This is a genomic window from Flavobacterium sp. GL_143 (genome assembly GCF_057834355.1).
On record NZ_CM174401.1, the window covers coordinates 3,295,275 to 3,318,775 of the forward strand.

Below are 23,501 nucleotides of genomic sequence, written 5' to 3' on the forward strand. Positions count from 1 at the left end.
ATATTTTTTTTAACAATTCTTTAAGAATAATTTTATCCCATAACTAACAAAAATTTTATAAACATGAAAAAAATTTTCTTAATCTTTATGATTGCTTTTACGGTGCAGGTTTCGCTTGCTCAGGTAAAAAATGTCAAAGGTGTGATTACAGATTCTGATGGATTGCCGTTGCCAGGAGCTTCAGTTGCAGTTCAAGGAGGACAAAAAGGTACAGTTACCGATTTTGATGGTGTATTTTCTATTGAGGCTCAAAAAGGGCAAACTTTAGTTTTTAGCTATGTAGGATTGGAAACGCAAAATGTTGTTGTTGGAGATGCTGCCACTGTTAACGTAAAGTTAAAGAACGCTGCTTCGAATGCATTGAATGAAGTTGTTGTAACCTCATTAGGTATCAAGAAGGCTAAGAAGTCTTTAACTTATGCCGCACAAGAGGTAAAGGGTGAAGAAATGACTCGTGTAAAAGATGCGAATCTTATTAATAGTTTATCAGGAAAAGTATCAGGTTTAGTTGTAGGTAGAAGTGCTTCTGGTTCTGGAGGTTCTGTTAAAGTAACTATCCGTGGTAATTCATCAATCTCAAACAACCAACCATTGTATGTTGTTGATGGAATTCCTTTATTGAACTCTTCTACTGCGCAAGGAAATGATGTTTTTGGAGATAAAGCTGGTGGTAACAGAGATGGTGGAGATGCTGTGTCTATGATGAATCCTGAGGATATCGAGTCTATGACGGTACTAAAAGGAGCTTCTGCAGCTGCTTTATACGGTAGTCAGGGAGCAAATGGAGTTATTCTTGTAACTACTAAAAGAGGTAAAGTTGGGACTGTTACTGCAAATTATACTTCAAGTCTTTTTGTAGACAATGTGATATCGCTACCTAAATTTCAAACATCTTATGGATCTGTTGCCGAAAGTGCAAAAACTTGGGGAGCTGCTAAAGAGTCTCCTGAGCATGTAGATAATTTTTTCAATACAGGGATGACTTTTATAAACTCTGTTGGAATTAATAGCGGAAGTGAAAAAGCTACTACAAGTCTTACTTATGCAAATACTAACATTGCTGGTGTTATGCCAACAAATGAATTAAAGAAAAATAATATTGGTATTCGCCAAAGTGTAAAATTGTTTGAAGATAGAGTAAATGTAGATGCTGCTTTCTCTTTTGCAGATCAAAAAATTACTAACAAGCCAACGAATGCATTGTATTATAACCCTCTTACTGGGGTGTACTTGTTTCCAAGAGGGAATGATTTTAATTACTATAAAGAAAACATTGAGGTATTTGATCCTATCAGAAATTTAAATACTCAAAATTGGGCTAGTGCTACTACAGATATTATTCAAAATCCATATTGGATTCAGAATAGAAACGTAACTACTGATATTAACCAATCTTTTATTGGTTCTATCGCATTATCTTACAAGGCTAATGAGTGGTTAAGTTTTAAAACCAGAGGTGGTTACAATAAAATGTACAGTAAATATGATAAGAAAGTTTATGCAGGAACAAATACAACTTTAGCTGCAACTACTGGTAGATATATTTTATCAAACAGTGAAAGTTCTCAATTATACGGAGATTTTATTGGTACGGTAAATACAAAATTTAGTAGTGATTTTAGTTTTAATGCTATTTTAGGAGCAAGTATTACTAAATCAACAGTTAATAATACTGTAACTAATGACTCGGGTGTAAAAGGATTGATAAATGCAAACTGGTTTAACATCAATAACTTTGTTGCAACTTCAGGAAATAGTCAAACTATTGGGGCAGAAAAAGAAGTGCAATCTGTATTTGGTAGCGCTACTTTTGGTTATAAGGATATGCTTTTCTTAGATGTTACAGGAAGAAATGACTGGTCATCTACATTGGTAAATACTGAAAGTTTAGGATTCTTTTATCCATCTGTAGGTGTTACTGCTATTGTAAGCCAAATGGTTAAGTTACCAGAAGCAATAAGCTATGGAAAAGTAAGAGCATCGTTTGCTCAGGTAGGTAATGATATTACTCCTTATTTAACTTCGCCTGAAAACAGTCTTTCTTTTGGAGGTGTGATTAGCCCGGTAACAGGTCCAAGACCTGGGACTTCTTTGAAACCTGAAAAACAAAACTCATTTGAGATTGGTACAGAGTGGAGATTTGTTAATAATAGATTTGGACTTGATTTTACGTATTATCAAAATGAGACAAAAAATCAATTGGTAACTATACCAGCTCCATTAACAAATCCTTTCGGTTATACTAATTATGCTTTTAATGCAGGTAGTATCGAAAATAAAGGTTTTGAGATTACTGTATCTGCAAAAGCAATCGTTACTGATAAATTTTCTTGGGATATAGCTCTTAATTATGCTTCAAACAAAAACTTAGTAAAATCTTTGGGTGAAGAATTTAAAGATACTGGAGTTCTTTTAACAAATGGAGATCCAAATAGTTATAGATACCGTTTAATTGAAGGAAAACCATTTGGTATTATCGAAGGAAAAAATATTGTAAAAAATGATCAAGGACAAATTCTACTTGATGATAAAGGAAAGATCCAAAAAACTGACTGGGTACAAATGGGAACTTCAAATCCTGATTTTATGTTGGGATTCTCTAATACATTTAAATATGAGAAGTTTTTCTTAAATGTACTTATCGATGGAAGATTTGGTGGAAATGTGATGAGTTTAACTGAAGCTATGTTGGATAGTTATGGTGTTTCTAAAAAATCAGGAGATGCCAGAGCTGCAGGTGGAGTTGCTATAAATGCTGTAAATGCAGATGGTACTAAATATACTGGTTTATATGATACTGAAACATATTATGGTGTTGTAGGGGATAGAAGTGGAGCTACTGGAGAGTATATGTACAAAGCTACAAATGTAAGATTAGGAGAACTTTCTTTTGGATATACTTTTGATTTTAGTAAAGAAACTATTTTTAAAACTGTGAATCTTTCTCTTGTTGGGAAAAACTTATTTTTCTTTTACAAAGATGCTCCGTTTGATCCAAACGTAACTTTAAGTACTGGTGAAGGATTGCAAGGTATTGACATATTTGGTGCTCCATCTACTAGAAGTATTGGTGTGAACTTGAATTTAACATTCTAAGAATGTTTTCTTATAAAGGATAAAACCTTTTGATTTATGATGTTTTAACTGTTTGGGCTGAAGATGGAAATGAAATAGTTAATGAGGCCTAATACGCTTAATCATAAATTGATGAAAATAATTTAATCAACAATAAAATTTTACAAATGAAAAATAAATTATTAATTTTAGGTGCAGTCCTGGCTTTTTCTTTTGGAGGCTGTACAAGTAATTTTGACGATGTCAATTCTAATGATACTGCTCTTTCAGATAAAGATTTAGAACAAGACTTTAACAATGTAAAGGCACCTCTTAGAGCCATGCAAAGAGCCATGTATATTTTGGTCGAAGATGACTGGAGAGGTCAGATACAGTTTAATCTAAATGCAGATATTTTTTCTGGATATATGGCAACTCCTACTGCTTTTGAGGGTAATAACAACAATTCTACTTATGTTCTTCTTGACGGATGGAATAGTGCAGAATGGGAGAATGCCTATAGAAGAGAAATGGTTAATGCACTTAAGGTTGAGCGATTAGTTAAGGAAAAAGGGCCTAAGTATTATGCATGGGCTTTGATCTTAAAAGTATATGCAATGCATAAAGTAACGGATTATCATGGGCCAATAGTTTATTCCGCTTTTGGATCAGAGGCTGCGACAGTACCTTATGATTCTCAAAAAGTAGTTTATGATCAGTTTTTTACAGAGTTAAAAACGGCTGTAGATATTTTGACGCCTTTTGCAACTGCTGATGTAAAAAGTACTTTTTTCGTAGATGCAAAAGATGGAACTGACGGAACAACTGCAAAAGGAATAGTCGTAAATTGGATTAAATTTGCTAATTCATTACGTCTTCGTTTAGCAATGAGAATTTCGAATATTGACCCAGCAAAGGCGAAAGCTGAAGCAGAAGGAGCTGTTAAAGGATTTGGTACTATTAATTCAAACGCTGAGAACGTATTTTATTTAGCAGATCATCCAGTTAAAACATACTCTGACGAGTGGAAAGATATTAAAGCTGGAGCAGCCCTTACTTCTATGATGAATGGGTATGATGATCCAAGAAGAGGTCGTTATTTTACAAAGACAGCAACTGGAACTTATCAAGGAATCAGAATGGGATCTCTTGTTAATGATGATTATAAAACTGCAAAAGAAAAACAGTTTTCCAGAATTGGTGATATAGTACTAAGTAGTGGGCAAATTCCTTGGTTTACTGCTGCTGAAGCTAGTTTCCTAAAAGCTGAAGGAGCTATAAAAGGATGGGATATGGGAGGCGGTACTGCTCAATCTTTCTATGAGGATGGTATTAGTTTATCTTTCGCACAGAATGGTGCAGGTATTGCAACTAGCTACATTAATAATGATGTATTGTTGCCAGAAAACTTTGTAGATCCTTTAAATGCAGCTAATAATATTGTTGCTCAAAATCTTGTTACTGTTAAATGGTCTGATGCTGCATCTAACGAAGTTAAGCTTCAAAAGATTATTACTCAAAAATGGATTGCAGGTTTCCCTGATGGTCAAGAGGGATGGGCTGAAACTAGAAGAACAGGTTACCCTAAATTATTTTTACCTACAAATAACTTTTCTTCGGGTAAAATTCCAGACGGAACTTTCGTAAGGAGATTAAACTTCCCGGTTCAAGAGAAGAATTCTAATCCAGCAGGATATGCACAAGGAGTTCAAGAACTTGGTGGTGCTGATAATGGAGGAACTAAACTTTGGTGGGATACAGGAGTTAATAAATTCTAATCAAAACAAAAACAAATTTTTAAAAAAGAGTGTAAAGGGCATAAGTAGTGAAAATTACTTATGCCTTTTTTAAACACGCATGTCTTTATAATAAATAGTATAAAAAAATATAAAATGAAAAGTGCTATAGAAATTAAACCTGACATTAGCTATAAGAGTGCTGGTAAGTTTGAAGAGACACGATTTGAGAAAATCCACAATGAAATCTTCAGGAACTCTACCGAGGCATCGATAATTGTTGCGCAGGAAATTGCTCAATTAATTAGATCTAAACAAGAAAAGAACAAATCTTGTGTATTAGGTTTAGCCACAGGTTCTTCACCTATAAAAGTATATGAAGAATTAGTTAGAATGCACAAAGAAGAAGGATTAAGTTTTAGCAATGTTGTAACTTTTAATTTGGATGAATACTATCCGATGACAAGGGAAAACAATCAGAGTTATCACCATTTCATGCATCAACACCTTTTTAACCACATCGATATCAATCCAGATAATGTTAATATTCCAGATGGTACCGTTGCAATCGAAGAGTTAAATCAATATTGTATTGATTATGAAATGAATATTAAAAATGCTGGTGGACTCGATTTCCAATTATTAGGAATTGGTCGTACCGGACACGTAGGATTTAACGAACCAGGTTCACACATAAATTCAGGAACACGTATCATTACTTTAGATCATATAACGAGAGTAGATGCTTCTTCCGATTTTAACGGAATTGATAATGTGCCAAAAAGGGCCATTACAATGGGAGTATCTACAATTCTCCGATCTAAAAGAATTGTACTAATGGCTTGGGGACAAAACAAAGCCGATATCATCAAGAGAACCATTCAGGGAGATATCAGTTCAGAAGTTCCTGCAACCTTTTTGCAAAATCATGGCAATGCAACATTTGTTCTGGACCAATCGGCAGCATCTGAATTAACCCGTTTTAAAACACCATGGTTGGTAGGAGAATGTATTTGGAATCAGGAATTAAAAAGCAAAGCGATTGTTTGGCTATGCCAAAAAACAAAACAATCAATTTTAAAATTAACCGACAGAGATTACAACAATAACGGAATGTCCGATTTATTGGCTCAGGAAGGTTCAGCTTACGATTTGAACATTAATATGTTCAATGTATTGCAACACACCATTACAGGATGGCCAGGAGGAAAACCAAACACCGACGATTCACACCGTCCGGAAAGAGCCAATCCTGCCAAGAAAAGAATTATCCTTTTTAGTCCACACCCAGATGATGATGTTATCTCGATGGGAGGAACATTCTCAAAATTAATAAAACAAGGACATGATGTACATGTAGTATATCAGACCTCAGGAAATATTGCCGTTACCGATGATGAGGCATTAAAATTTGCAGAAGTAAGTAATGATTTTATAACAGATGCAGATACCAAAATAAACTTTAAATCAGTAATAGAGTTTTTGAACAATAAATCAGAGAATCAGATTGATTCCTTGGAAGTTCGTAAACTAAAAGGATTAATAAGAAGAAGAGAATCTTATGCCGCTACACGATATATTGGATTAAAAGATAGTAATACCCATTTCCTGGATCTACCATTTTATGAAACAGGACAAATCAAGAAAAATCCGTTAGGTCCAGAAGATATCGCAATTGTCAAGGACATTATCGAACAAATAAAACCACATCAAGTGTTTGCTGCAGGAGATCTAGCAGATCCACACGGCACGCACGAAGTATGTTTGAACGCCATATTTGCGGCAATGAAAGAATTAAAACCAAAACCATTCATGGATGATTGTTGGTTATGGTTGTACCGAGGCGCTTGGCACGAATGGGATATTCATGAAATAGACATGGCAGTACCATTAAGCCCATCGGAAGTATTGTTAAAACGTCACGCTATTTTATACCACCAATCACAAAAAGACAGAGTAATGTTTCAAGGAAACGACTCTAGAGAGTTTTGGGTGAGAGCCGAAGATCGTAATAAAAACACAGCGATTTTATACGATGATTTAGGACTTGCCGAATACGAAGCAATCGAAGCCTTTAAACGTTTTGATTATTAAAAGATTACACGAGTTAGAATAATTTAAGTTACAAAATTCAGAATGATACCTTGGTGATAAAGAGGTTCAATTAGGTTTTATTCTGAGTTTTGTTTTTACCTGAGTTTTGATATTAAAAGAGTGTATTAAACGTATGTTAAATATGTTTTAATAGGGTATTAGATTAATAATTGTCTAAGACTTTATTGCAATTGAATGAGAGTTAATCTCGTAAGAACTCCTTATTTTATTGATTTTGTTATAATTAGAAAGGAATTTAAAAATATAAAAAGATATTTTTGAGACTTTAAATGATTAGTTAATAAAACTAACTTTTTTTACATTAAGCTTTAAAAAAAATACAAAATACACCATAATACATACAAGGAAAACGTTTTCGTATAACGTATTATTGATTATTTTATGTCGTTTGTTTAAAGTTTGTGGTTGTTGGTATAATTTATTTTTATTAACAATCCCTTAAGAATAAATTTACACCATAACTAACAAAAATAAATAAACATGAAAAAAATTTTCTTAATCTTTATGATTGTTTTTACGGCGCAAGTTTCACTTGCTCAAGTAAAAAATATTAAAGGTATGATTACAGATTCTGATGGAATGCCGTTGCCAGGGGCTTCCGTTGCAGTAAAAGGAGGACAAAAAGGGACTGTTACTGATTTTGATGGTGTTTTTACTATTGATGCTCAAAAAGGCCAAACTTTGGTTTTTACTTATGTAGGTTTAGAAACACAAAATATTGTAGTTGGTGATGCTACTACAATTAACGTTCAGTTAAAAAATGCAGCTTCTAATGCTTTGAATGAAGTTGTTGTAACTTCATTGGGTATCAAAAAAGCAAAAAAATCTTTGACTTATTCTACTCAGGAACTAAAAGCTGAGGAGTTAACTAGAGTAAGAGATGTTAACCTTATTAATACTATTGCTGGTAAAATAGCAGGTGTTGCAGTTACTAAAAGTTCAGGAGGTACAGGAGGTTCTACCAAAGTATTGATTAGAGGTAACTCGTCATTTACTAATACACAACCTCTTTATGTAATAGATGGTATTCCATTATCTAATGCAGGTGGAGGGCAGCCAAATGAAGCTTTTGGAGATACTGCAGGAGGTAATAAAGATGGAGGAGATGTTGTCTCTTTAATAAATCCTGATGATTATGATGGAATGACAGTTCTTAAAGGTGCTGCAGCTTCTGTGTTATATGGTAGCCAAGGTGCGAATGGTGTTATATTGCTTTCTTCTAAAAAAGCTAAAATTGGAAAAGAAGTATTTACAGCTAATTCTGTAACTACATTTGAAACGGCTGCTTATTTGCCTAAATTTCAAACAGATTACGTAGCTGCTCCAGGATCTACTTTAACTTGGGGTGCTGCAGGAAAAACTGACGATCATGTAAAAGATTTTTTTGAAACAGGGGTTACTCAAATTACTTCATTTGGTTTTAGTAAAGGAGCTGAAGGTGCATCTACATCTCTTACTTATTCAAATACTACTGCTTCTGGAGTAATGCCAGGAAACAGTCTTAAGAAAAATAACTTTGGAATTCGTCAAACTTCAACATTTTTTGATAATAGATTAAATGTTGCTGTAACAGGTAATTATATAGTACAAAACATTGACAATAGACCGATTAATGGTTTATATTTTAATCCTTTAACAAGTGTCTATGAACACCCAAGAGGAACAAACTTTAATGATTTGAAAACATATGAGGTTTATGATCCTGTAAGAAATCTGATGGCTCAAAATTATCCTTTTGCTGTTTCAGAGTATTACCAAAATCCTTACTGGTTAATTAATAGAAATAAATCTGAAGATGTAAGTTCTTTCTTTAATGGATCTATTGCTTTAGATTATGAAATTAAAAAATGGTTTCATTTAGCTTCAAGATTCAGTTATAATCGTTCAGAGAATGGTTTTGAGAAAAAAATGTTTGCAACGTCAAATCTTGCACTTGTTCCTTTAACAGGAAGATATATTAATACAAATGTAGTTTCGATTCAAAAATATGCTGATTTATTAGGAAAAATTGATACACGTTTCTCAGAAAGTATTTCGTTTAATAGTACATTCGGAGTTAGTGTTAATAATTTTAAGTCAAATGGTTATGTTTTAGATTCTGGTCGTGGAGAAGGTTTGGCAAAAGCAAACTGGTTTACATTAGGAAATTTTAGTGATAATTTCTCAAATGTACAAAATGGTTCTAGTAGAGAAGTACAATCCGTTTTTGCTACAACTACTTTTGGATATAAAGATTATTTATATTTAGATATAGCTGCAAGAAACGACTGGTCATCTACTTTAGTAAATACAGAAAGTTTAAGTTTTTTCTATCCTTCTGTTGGTTTAAGCGCTATTTTAAGCGAGATGACAACATTGCCTAGTTTTATAAACTTTGGTAAAGTGCGCGCTACTTATGCTCAAGTTGGTAATGATATTCCTGCGACATTAACGGTTCCATTTTATTCAGTAATTGGAGGTGTTGTAACTATACCTAGAGTTGGTCCTAGAGCAGGTGAAACTTTAAAACCAGAATTGAAATCTGAAATTGAGTTAGGTACAGAATGGAGAATGTTTAATAATAGATTAGGATTTGAGTTTTCATATTACAAATCAAAAACAAAAAATCAATTGGTACAAGTTCCAGCTGAATCTTCAAGTGGACAAGCATTTAGCAACTTTGCAATAAATGCAGGGGAAATTCAAAATGAAGGTATTGAGGTTGTTTTAAATGCGGGTATTGTTAGAACTGATAAGTTTTCTTGGGATGCAACAGTAAATTATTCTCAAAATAAAAATGTAGTTAAAGATATACCAACAGATGGTGGACGAATTATCTTAACTCCTTCAGGGAATAATACTTATAGATATTCTATAATTGAAGGTAGACCTTTTGGTGTAATTGAAGGAATAAACTTAAAAAGAGATGATCAAGGTAGAATTTTAATAAATAAAGATGGTACTATACAAAGAAATGCTGATTTTGAAGAAGTAGGTAATGCAAACCCTGATTTTATGTTAGGTCTTTCAAATACATTTAAATATGGTCCATTTACTGCAAGTATATTAATTGATGGACGCTTTGGTGGCGATGTGTTAAGTTTAACAGAAGCTATAAATGATTATAATGGAGTTTCAAAAGTAACAGGTGATGCTAGAAATGCTGGTGGTGTAGCTGTTAATGCTGTTAATGTTGCAACTGGTGCTCCAGTAACTACAATGGATGCACAAGCATATTACACTAATGTTGCTGGTAGAAATGGTGCTTCTGGTGAGTATGTGTATGATGCTACAAATGTAAGTGTGAGAGAGGTTTCTATAGGTTATACTTTTAATCCTAAGTCACTTCCATTTTTACAATCAGCAAGTGTTTCATTAATTGCTAGAAATTTATTCTTTATTTATAAAGATGCTCCTTTTGATCCAAATGTTGCATTAAGTACTGGTCAAGGTTTGCAAGGTGTAGATATTTACGGATTGCCGTCTACAAGAAGTATTGGTCTTAATTTAAACTTCACTTTCTAATTTAATAATATCATGATATCAAATAAAATAAAAAGAACAGCAATCTGCTTTTCTTTACTTGCAGCATTTAGCTGTTCAGATAATTTCGAGGAGATAAACACTAATCCTGAAGGATTTAGTGAAGAGCAATTAATGCAGGATAATAATCATATTAGAAGTTTGTTTGCGCCAATTTTTAATAGATTTTTAATTGTCGATGTGACATGGCAATATCAAGTTCAACAAAATTTAAATGCTGATATGTGGTCAGGTTATATGACAACACCAGTAGTATTTGGAGCTTTCAATAATCATGATTATGCTTTAAACTCAGGATGGACAAGCACTCCTTGGGATGATGGTTATCTTAATTTAATGGGGAATATAGGGAAAATTGGTAAAGCTGCCAAAGGTAGTGCAGGTCAGTTTTATGCATGGTCGTTAATTTTTAAAGTTGCATCGATGCAAAGATTAACGGATATGTATGGGCCTGTTATATATTCTGAGTATGGAAAAACTACAACTCCTATTGGCTATGATTCTCAAGAACAAGTTTACAATCTAATGTTCAAAGATTTAGATGTAGCAGTAGCTGATTTAACAGCTAGAATAAAGTCGGGTGAAGAACAACAGTTTAAAAAAACGGATTTGACTGACTACAAAGGAAGCTACGAAAAATGGGTGAAATATGCAAATTCACTACGTTTAAGATTAGCTATGCATATCGTAAAAGTTAGCCCTGCTTTAGCTAAAGTTGAAGCAGAAAAAGCAATTAGTCATGAAATTGGAGTTATGACTAAACCTCAGGATGTTTTGACAGTTAGATCTCCACAAAACCTTAATCCAATTGATGTAATAAGTCATGTTTGGGCCGGTTTGAATATGGGAGCAGATATGGAATCGATATTATTAGGATATGATGATCCTAGAGTTGAAAAATACTTTGATGAGTCTACACAATTTCCTGGTGAGTATGTTGGTGTAAGAACAGGTATTGAATATCCAGCTTCTGGATTTTATACTGGAACTTCAAGAACAGGAGTAATTGCCAGAAGTGGTACGAGTGTTTGGATGACTACTGCTGAGGTTTATTTCTTAAGAGCAGAAGGTGCTTTAAGAGGATGGAATATGGGAGGTGACGCTAAACAATTGTATGAGGCAGGTGTTAAGTCTTCATTTGATCAAGTAGGAGTATCTGGAGCTGATAGTTATTTAGCTAATAATACAAAAATGGCTAGAGATTATGTTGACCGTTTAGTAAGTCAAAATAATATTGCAGCAGTCAATAAAGTTACAGTAGCTTGGGATGAGGCTGCATCTAATGAAGTTAAATTACAGAAAATTATTACTCAAAAATGGATTGCTAATTTTCCAGAGGGACAAGAAGCTTGGACTGAATTTAGAAGAACAGGCTACCCAAAATTGTTTCCAATTAGTAATAACAAAAGCGGAGGAATTATTGATACTAATTTGGGTGTTAGAAGATTACCTTTTGCGGATTCTGAAAAAGCACTTAACAGTGGAGGTGTTCAAACAGGAATTGCCAAACTAGGAGGTCCAGATAATGGGGCAACTAGAGTTTGGTGGGATACTACAGGTCCTAACTTCTAATTAAAACAGATTTTTAAAAAAAGAATGTAAGTTGGCATAAGTAGTGAAAATTACTTATGCCTCTTTTAAACACGCATGTCTTTATAATAAATAGTATAAAAAAATATAAAATGAAAAGTGCTATAGAAATTAAACCTGACATTAGCTATAAGAGTGCTGGTAAGTTTGAAGAGACACGATTTGAGAAAATCCACAATGAAATCTTCAGGAACTCTACCGAGGCATCGATAATTGTTGCGCAGGAAATTGCTCAATTAATTAGATCTAAACAAGAAAAGAACAAATCTTGTGTATTAGGTTTAGCCACAGGTTCTTCACCTATAAAAGTATATGAAGAATTAGTTAGAATGCACAAAGAAGAAGGATTAAGTTTTAGCAATGTTGTAACTTTTAATTTGGATGAATACTATCCGATGACCAAAGAGAACAATCAGAGTTATCACCATTTCATGCATCAACACCTTTTTAATCACATCGATATCAATCCGGATAATGTTAATATTCCAGATGGTACCGTTGCAATCGAAGAGTTAAATCAATATTGTATTGATTATGAAATGAATATTAAAAATGCTGGTGGACTCGATTTCCAATTATTAGGAATTGGTCGTACCGGACACGTAGGATTTAACGAACCAGGTTCACACATAAATTCAGGAACACGTATCATTACTTTAGATCATATAACGAGAGTAGATGCTTCTTCCGATTTTAACGGAATTGATAATGTGCCAAAAAGGGCCATTACAATGGGAGTATCTACAATTCTCAGATCTAAAAGAATTGTACTTATGGCTTGGGGACAAAACAAAGCCGATATCATCAAGAGAACAATTCAAGGCGATATCAGTTCAGAAGTTCCAGCTACATTTTTACAAAATCACGGCAATGCAACTTTTGTTCTGGACCAATCGGCAGCATCCGAACTAACCCGTTTTAAAACGCCATGGTTGGTAGGAGAATGTATTTGGAATCAGGAATTAAAAAGCAAAGCGATTGTTTGGCTATGCCAAAAAACAAAACAATCAATTTTAAAATTAACCGACAGAGATTATAACAATAACGGAATGTCCGATTTATTGGCTCAGGAAGGTTCAGCTTACGATCTGAACATTAATATGTTCAACGTATTGCAACACACCATTACAGGATGGCCAGGAGGAAAACCAAACACTGACGATTCACACCGTCCAGAAAGAGCCAATCCAGCCAAGAAAAGAATTATCCTTTTTAGTCCACACCCAGATGATGATGTTATCTCGATGGGAGGAACATTCTCAAAACTAATAAAACAAGGGCATGATGTACATGTAGTATATCAGACCTCAGGAAATATTGCCGTTACCGATGATGAGGCATTAAAATTTGCAGAAGTAAGTAATGATTTTATAACAGATGCAGATACCAAAATAAACTTTAAATCAGTAATAGAGTTTTTGAACAATAAATCAGAGAATCAGATTGATTCGTTGGAAGTTCGTAAACTAAAAGGATTAATAAGAAGAAGAGAATCTTATGCCGCTACAAGATATATTGGATTAAAAGATAGCAATACCCATTTCCTGGATCTGCCATTTTATGAAACAGGACAAATCAAGAAAAATCCGTTAGGTCCAGAAGATATTGCAATTGTAAAGGACATTATCGAACAAATAAAACCACACCAAGTGTTTGCAGCAGGAGATCTAGCAGATCCACATGGTACACACGAAGTATGTCTGAACGCCATATTTGCGGCAATGAAAGAATTAAAACCAAAACCATTCATGGATGATTGTTGGTTATGGTTGTACCGAGGCGCTTGGCACGAATGGGATATCCATGAAATAGACATGGCAGTACCATTAAGCCCATCGGAAGTATTGTTAAAACGTCACGCTATTTTATACCACCAATCACAAAAAGACAGAGTAATGTTTCAAGGAAACGACTCTAGAGAGTTTTGGGTGAGAGCCGAAGATCGTAATAAAAACACAGCGATTTTATACGATGATTTAGGACTTGCCGAATATGAAGCAATCGAAGCCTTTAAACGTTTTGATTATTAAAAGATTACACGAGTTAGAATAATTTAAGTTACAAAATTCAGAGTAATGCCTTGGTGATAAAGAGGTTCAGTTAGGTTTTATTCTGAGTTTTGTTTTTACCCGAGTTTTTAAGTCAATATGTATTGATTGCAAAAGACTCTTTTACAACAAAAAATATGAAATATATATTGATTTTATTATTTTCAGGTATAGTAGCTAATGCTCAAATAAAAAAAGAGCAATTAAACCTTATGCCATGGCCACAAACAATAAATTTATCCGAGGGTACATTTGCTTTAACGAAAGGTTTTAGAATAAATATTACAGGAAACCCTAATCCGAGAATTTTTAGCGGGGCAACTCGTTTTTTAAGAAGATTAGACGGTAGAACAGGATTGTTTTTTGAACAAGATTTTTTGACCAAACTTAATTCAGCACCTACAGCACAATTACAAATAAATTGCACTAAAAGTGGTAAAATTGGTTTATATGAAGACGAGAGTTATCATCTTGATATAAAGCAAAATAAAATTACAATTAATGCAACAAGTGATTTAGGAGCTTTACATGGTCTTGAAACGTTATTACAAATGTTACAAAACAATAGTACGTCTTACTACTTTCCGGTTTCTCAAATCTCAGATTTTCCAAGATTCACATGGAGAGGTTTAATGATGGATGTTGCGAGACATTTTCAACCAGTAGATGTTGTTAAAAGAAACCTAGATGCATTGGCTGCTATGAAAATGAATGTTTTTCACTGGCATTTAGTAGATGATCAAGGATGGAGAATACAATTAAAAAAACATCCTAAACTTACTGATTTAGCTTCGGATGGATTTTATTATACACAAGAAGAAATTAAAAACATTGTTAAATATGCTGATGAGCGAGGAATTTTGGTCGTGCCAGAAATCGATGTTCCGGGTCATGCATCAGCTATTTTAACAGCTTACCCAGAAATAGGAAGTAAAGTAGTAAATATATCTAATGGAACTTCAGAGAGTAGTGCAAAAGCAGCAGTAGTTTCTACATATAGTATAGAGCGTAATGCAGGAATTTTTAGCCCAACATTAGATCCATCTAATCCTAAAACTTACCAATTATTAAGTGAGATTTTTGATGAAGCATGCCCATTATTTCCAGGTGCATACTTTCATATCGGAGGAGATGAAAACGAAGGTAAAGACTGGGATTCAAACCCTAAAATACAAGAGTTTAAAAAGAAACATAAGTTAGTAACCAATCATGATTTGCAAACTTATTTCACAATGCAATTAGTTCCGATGCTTAAAAAACATGGTAAACAATTGATGGGTTGGGAAGAGATTATGACAAAAGACATGTCTAAAGATGCAATTATTCACGCATGGAGAGGACCAAATGAAGGAGTTGCAGTTGGAAAATCATTAACAGAATCTGTAAAAAATGGTTATAAAACAGTTTTATCCAATGGTTATTATATTGATTTAGTTCAAGGAGTAGAAGCACATTATTTAAACGATCCATTACCTAAAAGCGCAAACTTTACCCCAGAAGAAAAAGCAAGAGTATTAGGAGGAGAAGCTACAATGTGGACAGAACTTGTAACGCCTTTAACCATGGATTCAAGACTTTGGCCAAGAACAGCAGCAATAGCCGAAAGATTATGGTCTGCAGAAGATATTACAGATTTAAACAGCATGCGCAGAAGATTAGCAGTTATTTCATTTAGACTAGAAGAACTAGGAATTACACACATTAGAAACAAAGATGTAATCTTAAGAAATATATCAAACAATCAAAACATTACAGCTTTAAGTGATTTCTCTAATGTATGCGAGCCTTTAAAAGGATATAAGAGAAATAAAGGAGGAGTTGAATATCAAACATATTCACCATTTACACTTTTTGCAGATGCATGCACACCAGACGCACCAGATGCAATTGCTTTTGATACAGTTGTAAAAGAATATTTAGCAGACAAATCAGCCGCTAATAAAGCTAAAGTAACTTCATTCTTAAACAAGTGGATTGGTTTAAAAGCTAGCCTAACAAGTTTAAGTGAAAATGCGCCTTTGATCCAGCCAATTTTACCACTTGCTAATAATCTTAGTGATTTATCACAGCAATTAGTAAATGTTTTAGATAATAAAGCAACAGTTGCACCAGCAGTTTTAAATGAATTATTAGAGAAATGTAACTCTAAAGATTATGGAGATGTAGAGTTAGCAGTATATGAAAGTTTAAAAAAATTAATATAGAGTAAGATTAAAAGTTGTGTTAGATTAATAATTGAATTAGTTGAAGTTTAGTTGCCATAATTAATTAGTAATTTAATTATCTCTTCTGGAATTTCCAGGAGAGATAAATTATGGTAAAGATTCGGTTTGGATATTTTTAGAATACCGAATCCATGATAAAATAGATATTAAAATTTAAAATATAATAAAGATTTACAATTAAGATTGCTAAGCCCCAAGTTTATCTGTTTTAATTTAAAAATGATTCAGTTGCCCCAAATGTAACTGAGTTAGCGATTACCATTTGTTTAAAGTGATTTTTGGTTTTTGTATTACCAATCTATCATTAAATCCAATTGGATATTTATTTTTTATTAACCAACCTATTTATTAATTATGAAACATTATTACAGATTGCTGTTATTATTTTTGTTTCCGATTGTATTATTTGCCCAACCAGCACATAATAAAAAAGTTGTCGGATACTATGCTCAATGGGCCATTTATGCAAGGGATTTTAATGTCCCCAAAATTGACGGAAGTAAATTAACCCATTTAAATTATTCTTTTTACGGAACCACTTTTGATCCGGCACACCCAGAAAACACCAAATTAAAATGTTTGGATACCTATGCTGATTTTGAGCATATGGAAGGCGGAATACCGTGGGATGCTCCTGTAAAAGGAAATTTTTATGATTTAATGAAACTTAAACAAAAGTACCCACATTTAAAAATCTTAATCTCCGTAGGAGGTTGGACAAAAGGACAAGATCTTTCACCAATTTCTGCAAGCCCGGTTGCTAGAGCAGCTTTGGCAGCAGATATGGCTAATTTCTTGGTAACTTATCCTTTTATTGATGGATTTGATATCGATTGGGAATATCCCCTTTCTGGAGGAACTGACGGGACAGAAGTTATTAATGGAGCACCAATACCTCCTCAAAAATACAGTCCGGATGATAACAAGAATTTGGTTTATTTATTAAAAGCAATGCGCCAAGCAATGCCTAATAAATTAATTACAATTGCTGCAGGTAATAATGTTCGAAAAGTAGGAGCACAATATTTAGGCCCAAACAATAGAGCACAATACGGAATGACAGAAGATATTTCGACTTATTGCGATTATATCACATATTTTGGATATGATTTTGGAGGAAACTGGTATGACAAAACATGCTACAATGCCCCTTTATATCCAAGCGGAAATACAAATGATCCGTTATACAACGCAACTCAATCAGAATCACTAGATGAGTTAACAAACCAATATTTAAATGTTATCGGTATTCCTGCTAATAAATTAGTAATGGGATTACCTTTTTACGGAAAAATATTTAAAAATGTTGGAACAACTAATACAGTGCCTAATATGCCAGGATTATTTGTTACAGCACCAAGAGATGCAGTTTCAGGATGTACAAATCCGCAAAATCCAACAGGAACATGGGATGGTCCCGCAGCTTGCGAAAAATCAGGAAGTATCGAGATTTGCGATTTAGTAGGTAATCCGGTAACAAACTCACATCCTTATTTAGACCCAAACACTATGTTGGTTACTCCAGCAGCAGCATCTGCAGGATGGGTAAGATATTGGGATAACGCAACCAAAGTTCCTTACCTATACAATGCTTCTTTACATCAGTTTATTAGTTATGAAGATAAACAATCGATGGAGTTAAAAGCAGAGTATATTAAATCCAAAAACTTAGGAGGAGGTATGATTTGGGAATTATCTCAAGATACCAGAGGAGCAATACCTAATGCATTATTGGGTCAAGTAAATACTACTTTTAGTGCTGCCGTTATCGGAACATTAACGGTAAGTGGTTCAGTAAAAAATGGTACAAATTTAGTGCCAGCAGTTACAGTTCAGCTAAAAGATGCTACCAATGCAATTGTTCAAACAGTTAATTCTACAGATGGAAATTATACTTTTAACAATGTAGTTTCAGGAGCAAATTACACTGTTACAGCTTTAAAAGCATCATATACTTTTACGCCAGTAACATTAACAAATCTTGTTGCAAACCAAGCCAACGTTGTTATTCAGGGAACACAACCGCTTTATACTATTAGCGGAACTGTACTAGACGGAACTACAGCAGTTTCGGGAGTAACAGTTACTGCAACAGCAGGAACAACTACATTTACTGCAGTTACTAATGCAAGCGGAGCATACACTGTTACTGCTTTAACAGCAGGACTTAATTATACAGTTACAGCTGCAAAAACAGGAGTAACATTTACGCCAGCATCTACAGTATATTCAGTTTTAAGTGAAAACAAAGTTTTGAATTTTACTCAAACGGTATATTATACTATTAGCGGAAGCGTAATGAATGGAGCGACAGCAGTTTCTGGAGCAACAGTTACAGCAACTTCTACAGCAGGAACATTTACATCAGTATCTAGTGCTACAGGAGCGTATAGTATTGCTAATTTACCTTCGGGAGCAAACTATACAGTAACAATTGCTAAAGCAGGAGTAACATTCTCACCAGCTTCTACGGTATATAACAATCTTACGGCAAGTAAAGTTTTAAACTTTACACAAAATGCAGCTCCAGCTAGCAAAATTAGCGGAACAGTTAAGAATGGTTCAAACCCAGTAGCAGGTGCCAAAGTAGAATTAATTTTTAATTGGACAGATAACGCACATCCATATGCTAGTTTTCTAGCAACAACAGATGCGCAAGGAAAATATAGTTTTGATAATGCAATATTCTCAGGATATACAATCATCGCTAGTTTAAAAATGAATTCATGGCAGAATAATGACGTTACTTATTCACCTTCTAATCTTACAAACTTGCCTATTCCAGCTACATCACAAGTCTATGACTTTAGTACAGGAACAGTAGCGCCATTAAAAGTTGCAGGCGAAAGCGTACCGAGCGAAGTAGTTGCAGTATCAGAAACTAAAACTCCATCAGCGACTACAGTTGATAAAAGCTTGGTAGAGAGTAAAGTTTTAAGTGTTACTCAAGAGCTTGTTGCACCAGGTACTATAATTAGCGGAACAGTTAAGAATGGAACAACTCCGGTATCAGGAGCCAAAGTAGAATTAGTTGTGCCTTGGACAGATAGTACACACAACTGGAAAAGCGTTATTGCAACAACAGATGCACAAGGAGTTTTTAGCTACGATAATACAGTTACAGCAGGTTATACACAAGTTTTAAGTTTAAAATTAAATGCTTGGGAGAATAATAATACCGCCTATTTTCCAAATAATCTGGTAAACTTTGCTATGCCAACAACGCCTCAGGTTTACAACTTTAATACAAATACAGTTTCACCACCTCAGGTTACCATTACGGCTCCTTCAGCTGCAACTGTAGCGATTGCTCCAGGAACAGCGATTCAGCTGAAAGCAACTGCAAGTGTAGATGCCAGCTTAACTATTTCTTCAGTTGTATTCAACATCAACGGACAAAATATTACAGCAACACTTTCAGGAACGGAATATGTAGCAAACTGGACACCAGTTGCAGCAGATTTCAATAAAAATTATACCTTGAAAGCAACTGTTACGGCGTCAAGTGGTACAACGGCAGAAAATACAAAAGCATTCTCTTTACAATGTTCAGGAACAACTTGTCCTAATTCATTGCCGGTAATTACTTGGAATACACCATCGAATACTACTATATATCAAAATTCTTTTCAAGTTGTGCCAATTTCAGTTACAGCTGTTGATAGTGACGGATCGGTTTCAGGTGTTGCGATTACAATAAATGGAGGTACATTTAACATGACAGCAGGTACAAATAATACCTATACGTATAATTTTACACCATCAGCTTATCAGGATTATTCAGTTGTAATCAAAGCAACCGATAATAAAGCTGCTGTAACTACATTAAATAATACAATTAAAATTGCTCAAGTGGGGACTAATAGATTTATCCCGCTTCCATCTAAAGTTCTTTTAGGATATGCACATTCTTGGGAAAATGCTGGTGCTCCATTTTTATATTTTTCTCAAATGGTAGGAAGTAAGTTTAACGTAGTCGATTATTCTTTCGTAGAAACAGTTAATCGTGATGGTTATACACCAGTATTAACTACAAATGACACTAGATATTTGACCAATGGAGTTTTCGATAAACAATTATTGAAAAATGATATAAAATCTTTAAGAGATAGCGGAGTTCCTGTTATTGTCTCTATTGGAGGTCAAAATGGTCATGTTGTTTTAGACAATGTAACTCAAAAAAATATTTTTGTTAATGGTCTAAAAGCAATTATTGATGAGTATCAATTTGATGGAGTTGATATTGATTTTGAAGGTGGATCGATGAATTTTAATGCAGGAGCTTTAAGAGATATTTCTTATGCGGGTATTTCTGCTTATCCAAGATTAAAAAACGTAGTAGATGCTTTCAAAGAATTAAAAGCTTACTATGGTCCTGGATTTTTATTAACTGCAGCTCCAGAAACACAATACGTACAAGGAGGATATTCTACCTATAATGATACTTTTGGTTCTTTCCTTCCAATCATTCAAAACTTGCGTAACGAATTAGATTTGTTAGCGGTACAATTGTATAATACAGGCGGAGAAAACGGATTAGATGGTCAATATTATGGTTCAGCTAAGAAATCAAACATGGTAACAGCCCTAACAGATATGATTATAAAAGGGTATAACATTGCTACAACAGGAATGCGTTTTGATGGTTTACCAGCTTCAAAAGTTCTTATTGCATTACCAGCTTGTCCAAGTGCAGCAGGTAGCGGTTATTTAACACCGACAGAAGGAATTAATGCTATGCATTACTTAAGAACTGGAACTACTTTTTCAGGAAGAACCTACACTATGCAGCCAGGCGGACCATACCCTTCTTTGAGAGGTTTAATGACTTGGTCTGTAAACTGGGATGCATCTTCTTGTGGTAATTCATCTGAATTGTCTAAAGCATATGCGGCTTATTTTGCATCACAAACTGCTAAAATAAAAGCAGAAGATAAGATAGAAGTAACAAGCAATAAAACAATTGCATACTTTAAAGATAATGCACTAGCAATATCTAATGAAGCAAATAATATCGGTAAAGTTGAGGTGTATAACACAATCGGACAATCGATATTAAGTTACGAAAACATACAAAATAGTAACAATTTGTTGCTAGAAAACAGAAGTTTCACAACCAAACAATTATTTATAGTAGTTGTGACTGATAAATCTGGAAACAGAAAATCATTTAAGGTAATGAACTTTTTAAATTAAGATTTTAAGAATTCAAAAAAATGAAAAATTGGGGCAGTTAAAATTGAGTTTGGTTATTTATTTTTTAATTTGATTTTTCATATTTTGGATAAATGTATTGAATTTAGGTAATTTGTTATTTGGTTTTTACCTAGAGGAAATCATTATGAGCCTGGCACTAAGTGCCAGGTTTTTTTTATTAATGCATACTGCCTAAAGAAAAATTTGCAGCGCAGGTTCCAAAGCCAATTCCAAAGGCTATTATGGAATATAAAATAATTTTTAATGAAAGTTTTTTATCATCACTTATAAAGATCAAACGTCCAATTCCGATAAAAAAAGCCATCACACTTATAAAGGCTGTTAATCCTCCAATTAAAACTAAAAACTCTCCCATATTCTTTTTATTTTTTGTCTGATTTTAAATCAAAAATTATCAATTGCTCATTATTACAACACACGTTCCAAATCCTATTACGATAATGATTATTGGAATTAACAAAAGCGTCAAGAAGAATTTTTTGTTTTCTTTATTAAAGATTAAACCACCAAGACCAATTAAAAACATAGCTACAAGAAGAAACCCAATAAATATTAAACCTTCCATATTTTAAAAGTTATATTAAACATTTAATTTTTCTCTTATTTTTTCAATTTTATTATCTCTATAAAATAAATTCATAGTTTCAAACGGAATAATTTTCATTTTATCGCTTACAATATGAACACATGATTTTTTAACGGCTCTAACATCAAAATCATGAGCATCCATAAAATTCATAATTAAAATTCGGAATAAATTATTGTAATTGAGAGTATCTGATTGAACTCTTGGCAGACAACACATTAGTTCGCTAAATTCACCTTCGGCACAATCTACAGAAATACCAGTACTAAATAAATTCAGCATATGGGTTTTTAGTTTTTCATCATGCTCAAAAACTATTGTATTTTTTGAGTTATTCAATAAATCTTCTGGATTTATCAAATGTGTCATAGGAAATACTTCTCCATCAATTTTTAGTGCATAAGCCATGCATAAAGCATCAGGATTGCAAGGAACCGGAATCAAATCTTGTGGAGTAAAAACAGGATATTGTTCGTAAATTTTTCTACGAACTTCAGTCAATGTTATTCTTCCTGAAACATCATCATAATTGTCATTTCGTCCAGCAACTTGTGTAGGCTGAAAAGTAACACCACGCACGCATTTTTGTTTTAATGCATATTCAATTATCTGACCAATTTCGTCGTCATTTTCTCCTTTTTGAAGCGTGATTACTAATGTGGTCGAAATATTAAATAGATTTAAATGTTCGATTGCCTTTTTGCGTACTTCAGTTAAATCTTCACCTCTTAATTTTTCTAATACTTCGGGTTTAAAACTATCAAATTGCAGATAAATTTCAAAATCAGGCATATAAGTAGCCAGTTTTTCTACAAATTTAATGTCTTTTGCAATTCGAATACCGTTTGTATTCAGCATCAAATGTTTAATAGGTTTACTTTTGGCAATATCTAAAATTTTAAAAAATTCAGGATGTACTGTAGGTTCACCTCCAGAAATCTGAACCACATCTGGTTCACCTTCGTTTGCCACTACAGTATCAAACATTTTTTCAATTTCTTCTAAAGTACGATGTCTACCATAATTAGGAGCCGAACTTGCATAACAAGTAGGGCAGGCGAGATTACATCGATCTGTAACTTCTACAATTGTTAAACACGAATGTTGTTCATGATCTGTGCATAATCCACAGTCATAAGGACAGCCGTAATGCACTTTTGTATTAAATTTTAATGGCATTTCAGACTGTTTGTTGTAATTGCGCAACTGCTTGTAATAATTGACATCATCTGCAATCATAGATCTCATTTCGCCATGCGTTTTACAATGTTTCAGCATCCAGACTTTGTCATCCTGAAATACAATTTTAGTATCTACAAGAGCCAGACAGTGGTGGCACAAGCTTTTGGTATAGTCGTAAAATATATAATCGCGAGTTTTCATTAAAATATTTTTATATTATAAAGTA

At 33.6% G+C, this 23,501-nt stretch carries 11 protein-coding genes; 8 read left to right on the forward strand and 3 right to left on the reverse strand.

Annotated elements, in window-relative coordinates:
* Positions 1-63 precede the first annotated feature (63 nt).
* The 8 genes from AC3IPI_RS14345 to chiA all read left to right on the forward strand — a co-directional run bounded on the left by AC3IPI_RS14345 (position 64) and on the right by chiA (position 21,486).
* A complete protein-coding gene (locus AC3IPI_RS14345; RefSeq protein WP_039117393.1) occupies positions 64-3,096 on the forward strand; it encodes a SusC/RagA family TonB-linked outer membrane protein in 3,033 nt (1,010 codons plus the stop codon).
* Between the two features lie 146 nt (positions 3,097-3,242).
* Positions 3,243-4,832, forward strand: a complete 1,590-nt coding sequence (locus AC3IPI_RS14350) for a RagB/SusD family nutrient uptake outer membrane protein (protein WP_489153530.1) — start codon at positions 3,243-3,245, stop codon at positions 4,830-4,832.
* 114 nt (positions 4,833-4,946) lie between these two features.
* Complete coding sequence (gene nagB, locus AC3IPI_RS14355) at positions 4,947-6,884, forward strand: glucosamine-6-phosphate deaminase (RefSeq protein WP_323490745.1); 1,938 nt, start codon at positions 4,947-4,949, stop codon at positions 6,882-6,884.
* Between the two features lie 501 nt (positions 6,885-7,385).
* Positions 7,386-10,409 carry a SusC/RagA family TonB-linked outer membrane protein gene (locus tag AC3IPI_RS14360; RefSeq protein WP_489153532.1) on the forward strand — a complete coding sequence of 1,008 codons (3,024 nt, stop codon included), beginning with the start codon at positions 7,386-7,388 and terminating at the stop codon, positions 10,407-10,409.
* 12 nt (positions 10,410-10,421) lie between these two features.
* Complete coding sequence (locus AC3IPI_RS14365; protein WP_489153534.1) at positions 10,422-11,999, forward strand: RagB/SusD family nutrient uptake outer membrane protein; 1,578 nt, start codon at positions 10,422-10,424, stop codon at positions 11,997-11,999.
* A gap of 110 nt (positions 12,000-12,109) precedes the next feature.
* On the forward strand, positions 12,110-14,047 hold the full coding sequence (gene nagB / locus AC3IPI_RS14370; RefSeq protein ID WP_489153536.1) for a glucosamine-6-phosphate deaminase: 1,938 nt from the start codon (positions 12,110-12,112) through the stop codon (positions 14,045-14,047).
* A 155-nt stretch (positions 14,048-14,202) separates the two neighbouring features.
* Positions 14,203-16,269 (forward strand): beta-N-acetylhexosaminidase, encoded by a 2,067-nt coding sequence (locus AC3IPI_RS14375; protein ID WP_489153538.1) that lies wholly within the window; start codon positions 14,203-14,205, stop codon positions 16,267-16,269.
* Positions 16,270-16,644: 375 nt separating this feature from the next.
* Positions 16,645-21,486, forward strand: coding sequence for a T9SS-translocated chitinase ChiA (gene chiA / locus AC3IPI_RS14380; RefSeq protein ID WP_489153540.1), 4,842 nt, complete (start codon positions 16,645-16,647; stop codon positions 21,484-21,486).
* Positions 21,487-21,664: 178 nt separating this feature from the next.
* Here the strand turns inward: chiA and AC3IPI_RS14385 are convergent, their stop codons facing one another.
* Genes AC3IPI_RS14385 through AC3IPI_RS14395 form a run of 3 tightly spaced genes read right to left on the reverse strand, consistent with a single transcriptional unit; the run spans position 21,665 to position 23,476 of the window.
* A complete protein-coding gene (locus AC3IPI_RS14385; protein ID WP_489153542.1) occupies positions 21,665-21,862 on the reverse strand; it encodes a hypothetical protein in 198 nt (65 codons plus the stop codon).
* A 39-nt stretch (positions 21,863-21,901) separates the two neighbouring features.
* Complete coding sequence (locus AC3IPI_RS14390) at positions 21,902-22,072, reverse strand: hypothetical protein (protein ID WP_489153544.1); 171 nt, start codon at positions 22,070-22,072, stop codon at positions 21,902-21,904.
* A gap of 15 nt (positions 22,073-22,087) precedes the next feature.
* Positions 22,088-23,476: a radical SAM protein gene (locus AC3IPI_RS14395; protein ID WP_039112749.1), complete on the reverse strand. Its 1,389-nt coding sequence runs from the start codon at positions 23,474-23,476 to the stop codon at positions 22,088-22,090.
* Positions 23,477-23,501: the final 25 nt, after the last annotated feature.

Bases quoted from the DNA above. Each gene is read 5' to 3' on its own strand.
- AC3IPI_RS14345 (WP_039117393.1), top strand. From the start codon at position 64: ATGAAAAAAATTTTCTTAATCTTTATGATTGCTTTTACGGTGCAGGTT.
- AC3IPI_RS14350 (WP_489153530.1), top strand. From the start codon at position 3,243: ATGAAAAATAAATTATTAATTTTAGGTGCAGTCCTGGCTTTTTCTTTT.
- nagB (WP_323490745.1), top strand. From the start codon at position 4,947: ATGAAAAGTGCTATAGAAATTAAACCTGACATTAGCTATAAGAGTGCT.
- AC3IPI_RS14360 (WP_489153532.1), top strand. From the start codon at position 7,386: ATGAAAAAAATTTTCTTAATCTTTATGATTGTTTTTACGGCGCAAGTT.
- AC3IPI_RS14365 (WP_489153534.1), top strand. From the start codon at position 10,422: ATGATATCAAATAAAATAAAAAGAACAGCAATCTGCTTTTCTTTACTT.
- nagB (WP_489153536.1), top strand. From the start codon at position 12,110: ATGAAAAGTGCTATAGAAATTAAACCTGACATTAGCTATAAGAGTGCT.
- AC3IPI_RS14375 (WP_489153538.1), top strand. From the start codon at position 14,203: ATGAAATATATATTGATTTTATTATTTTCAGGTATAGTAGCTAATGCT.
- chiA (WP_489153540.1), top strand. From the start codon at position 16,645: ATGAAACATTATTACAGATTGCTGTTATTATTTTTGTTTCCGATTGTA.
- AC3IPI_RS14385 (WP_489153542.1), bottom strand. From the start codon at position 21,862: ATGGGAGAGTTTTTAGTTTTAATTGGAGGATTAACAGCCTTTATAAGT.
- AC3IPI_RS14390 (WP_489153544.1), bottom strand. From the start codon at position 22,072: ATGGAAGGTTTAATATTTATTGGGTTTCTTCTTGTAGCTATGTTTTTA.
- AC3IPI_RS14395 (WP_039112749.1), bottom strand. From the start codon at position 23,476: ATGAAAACTCGCGATTATATATTTTACGACTATACCAAAAGCTTGTGC.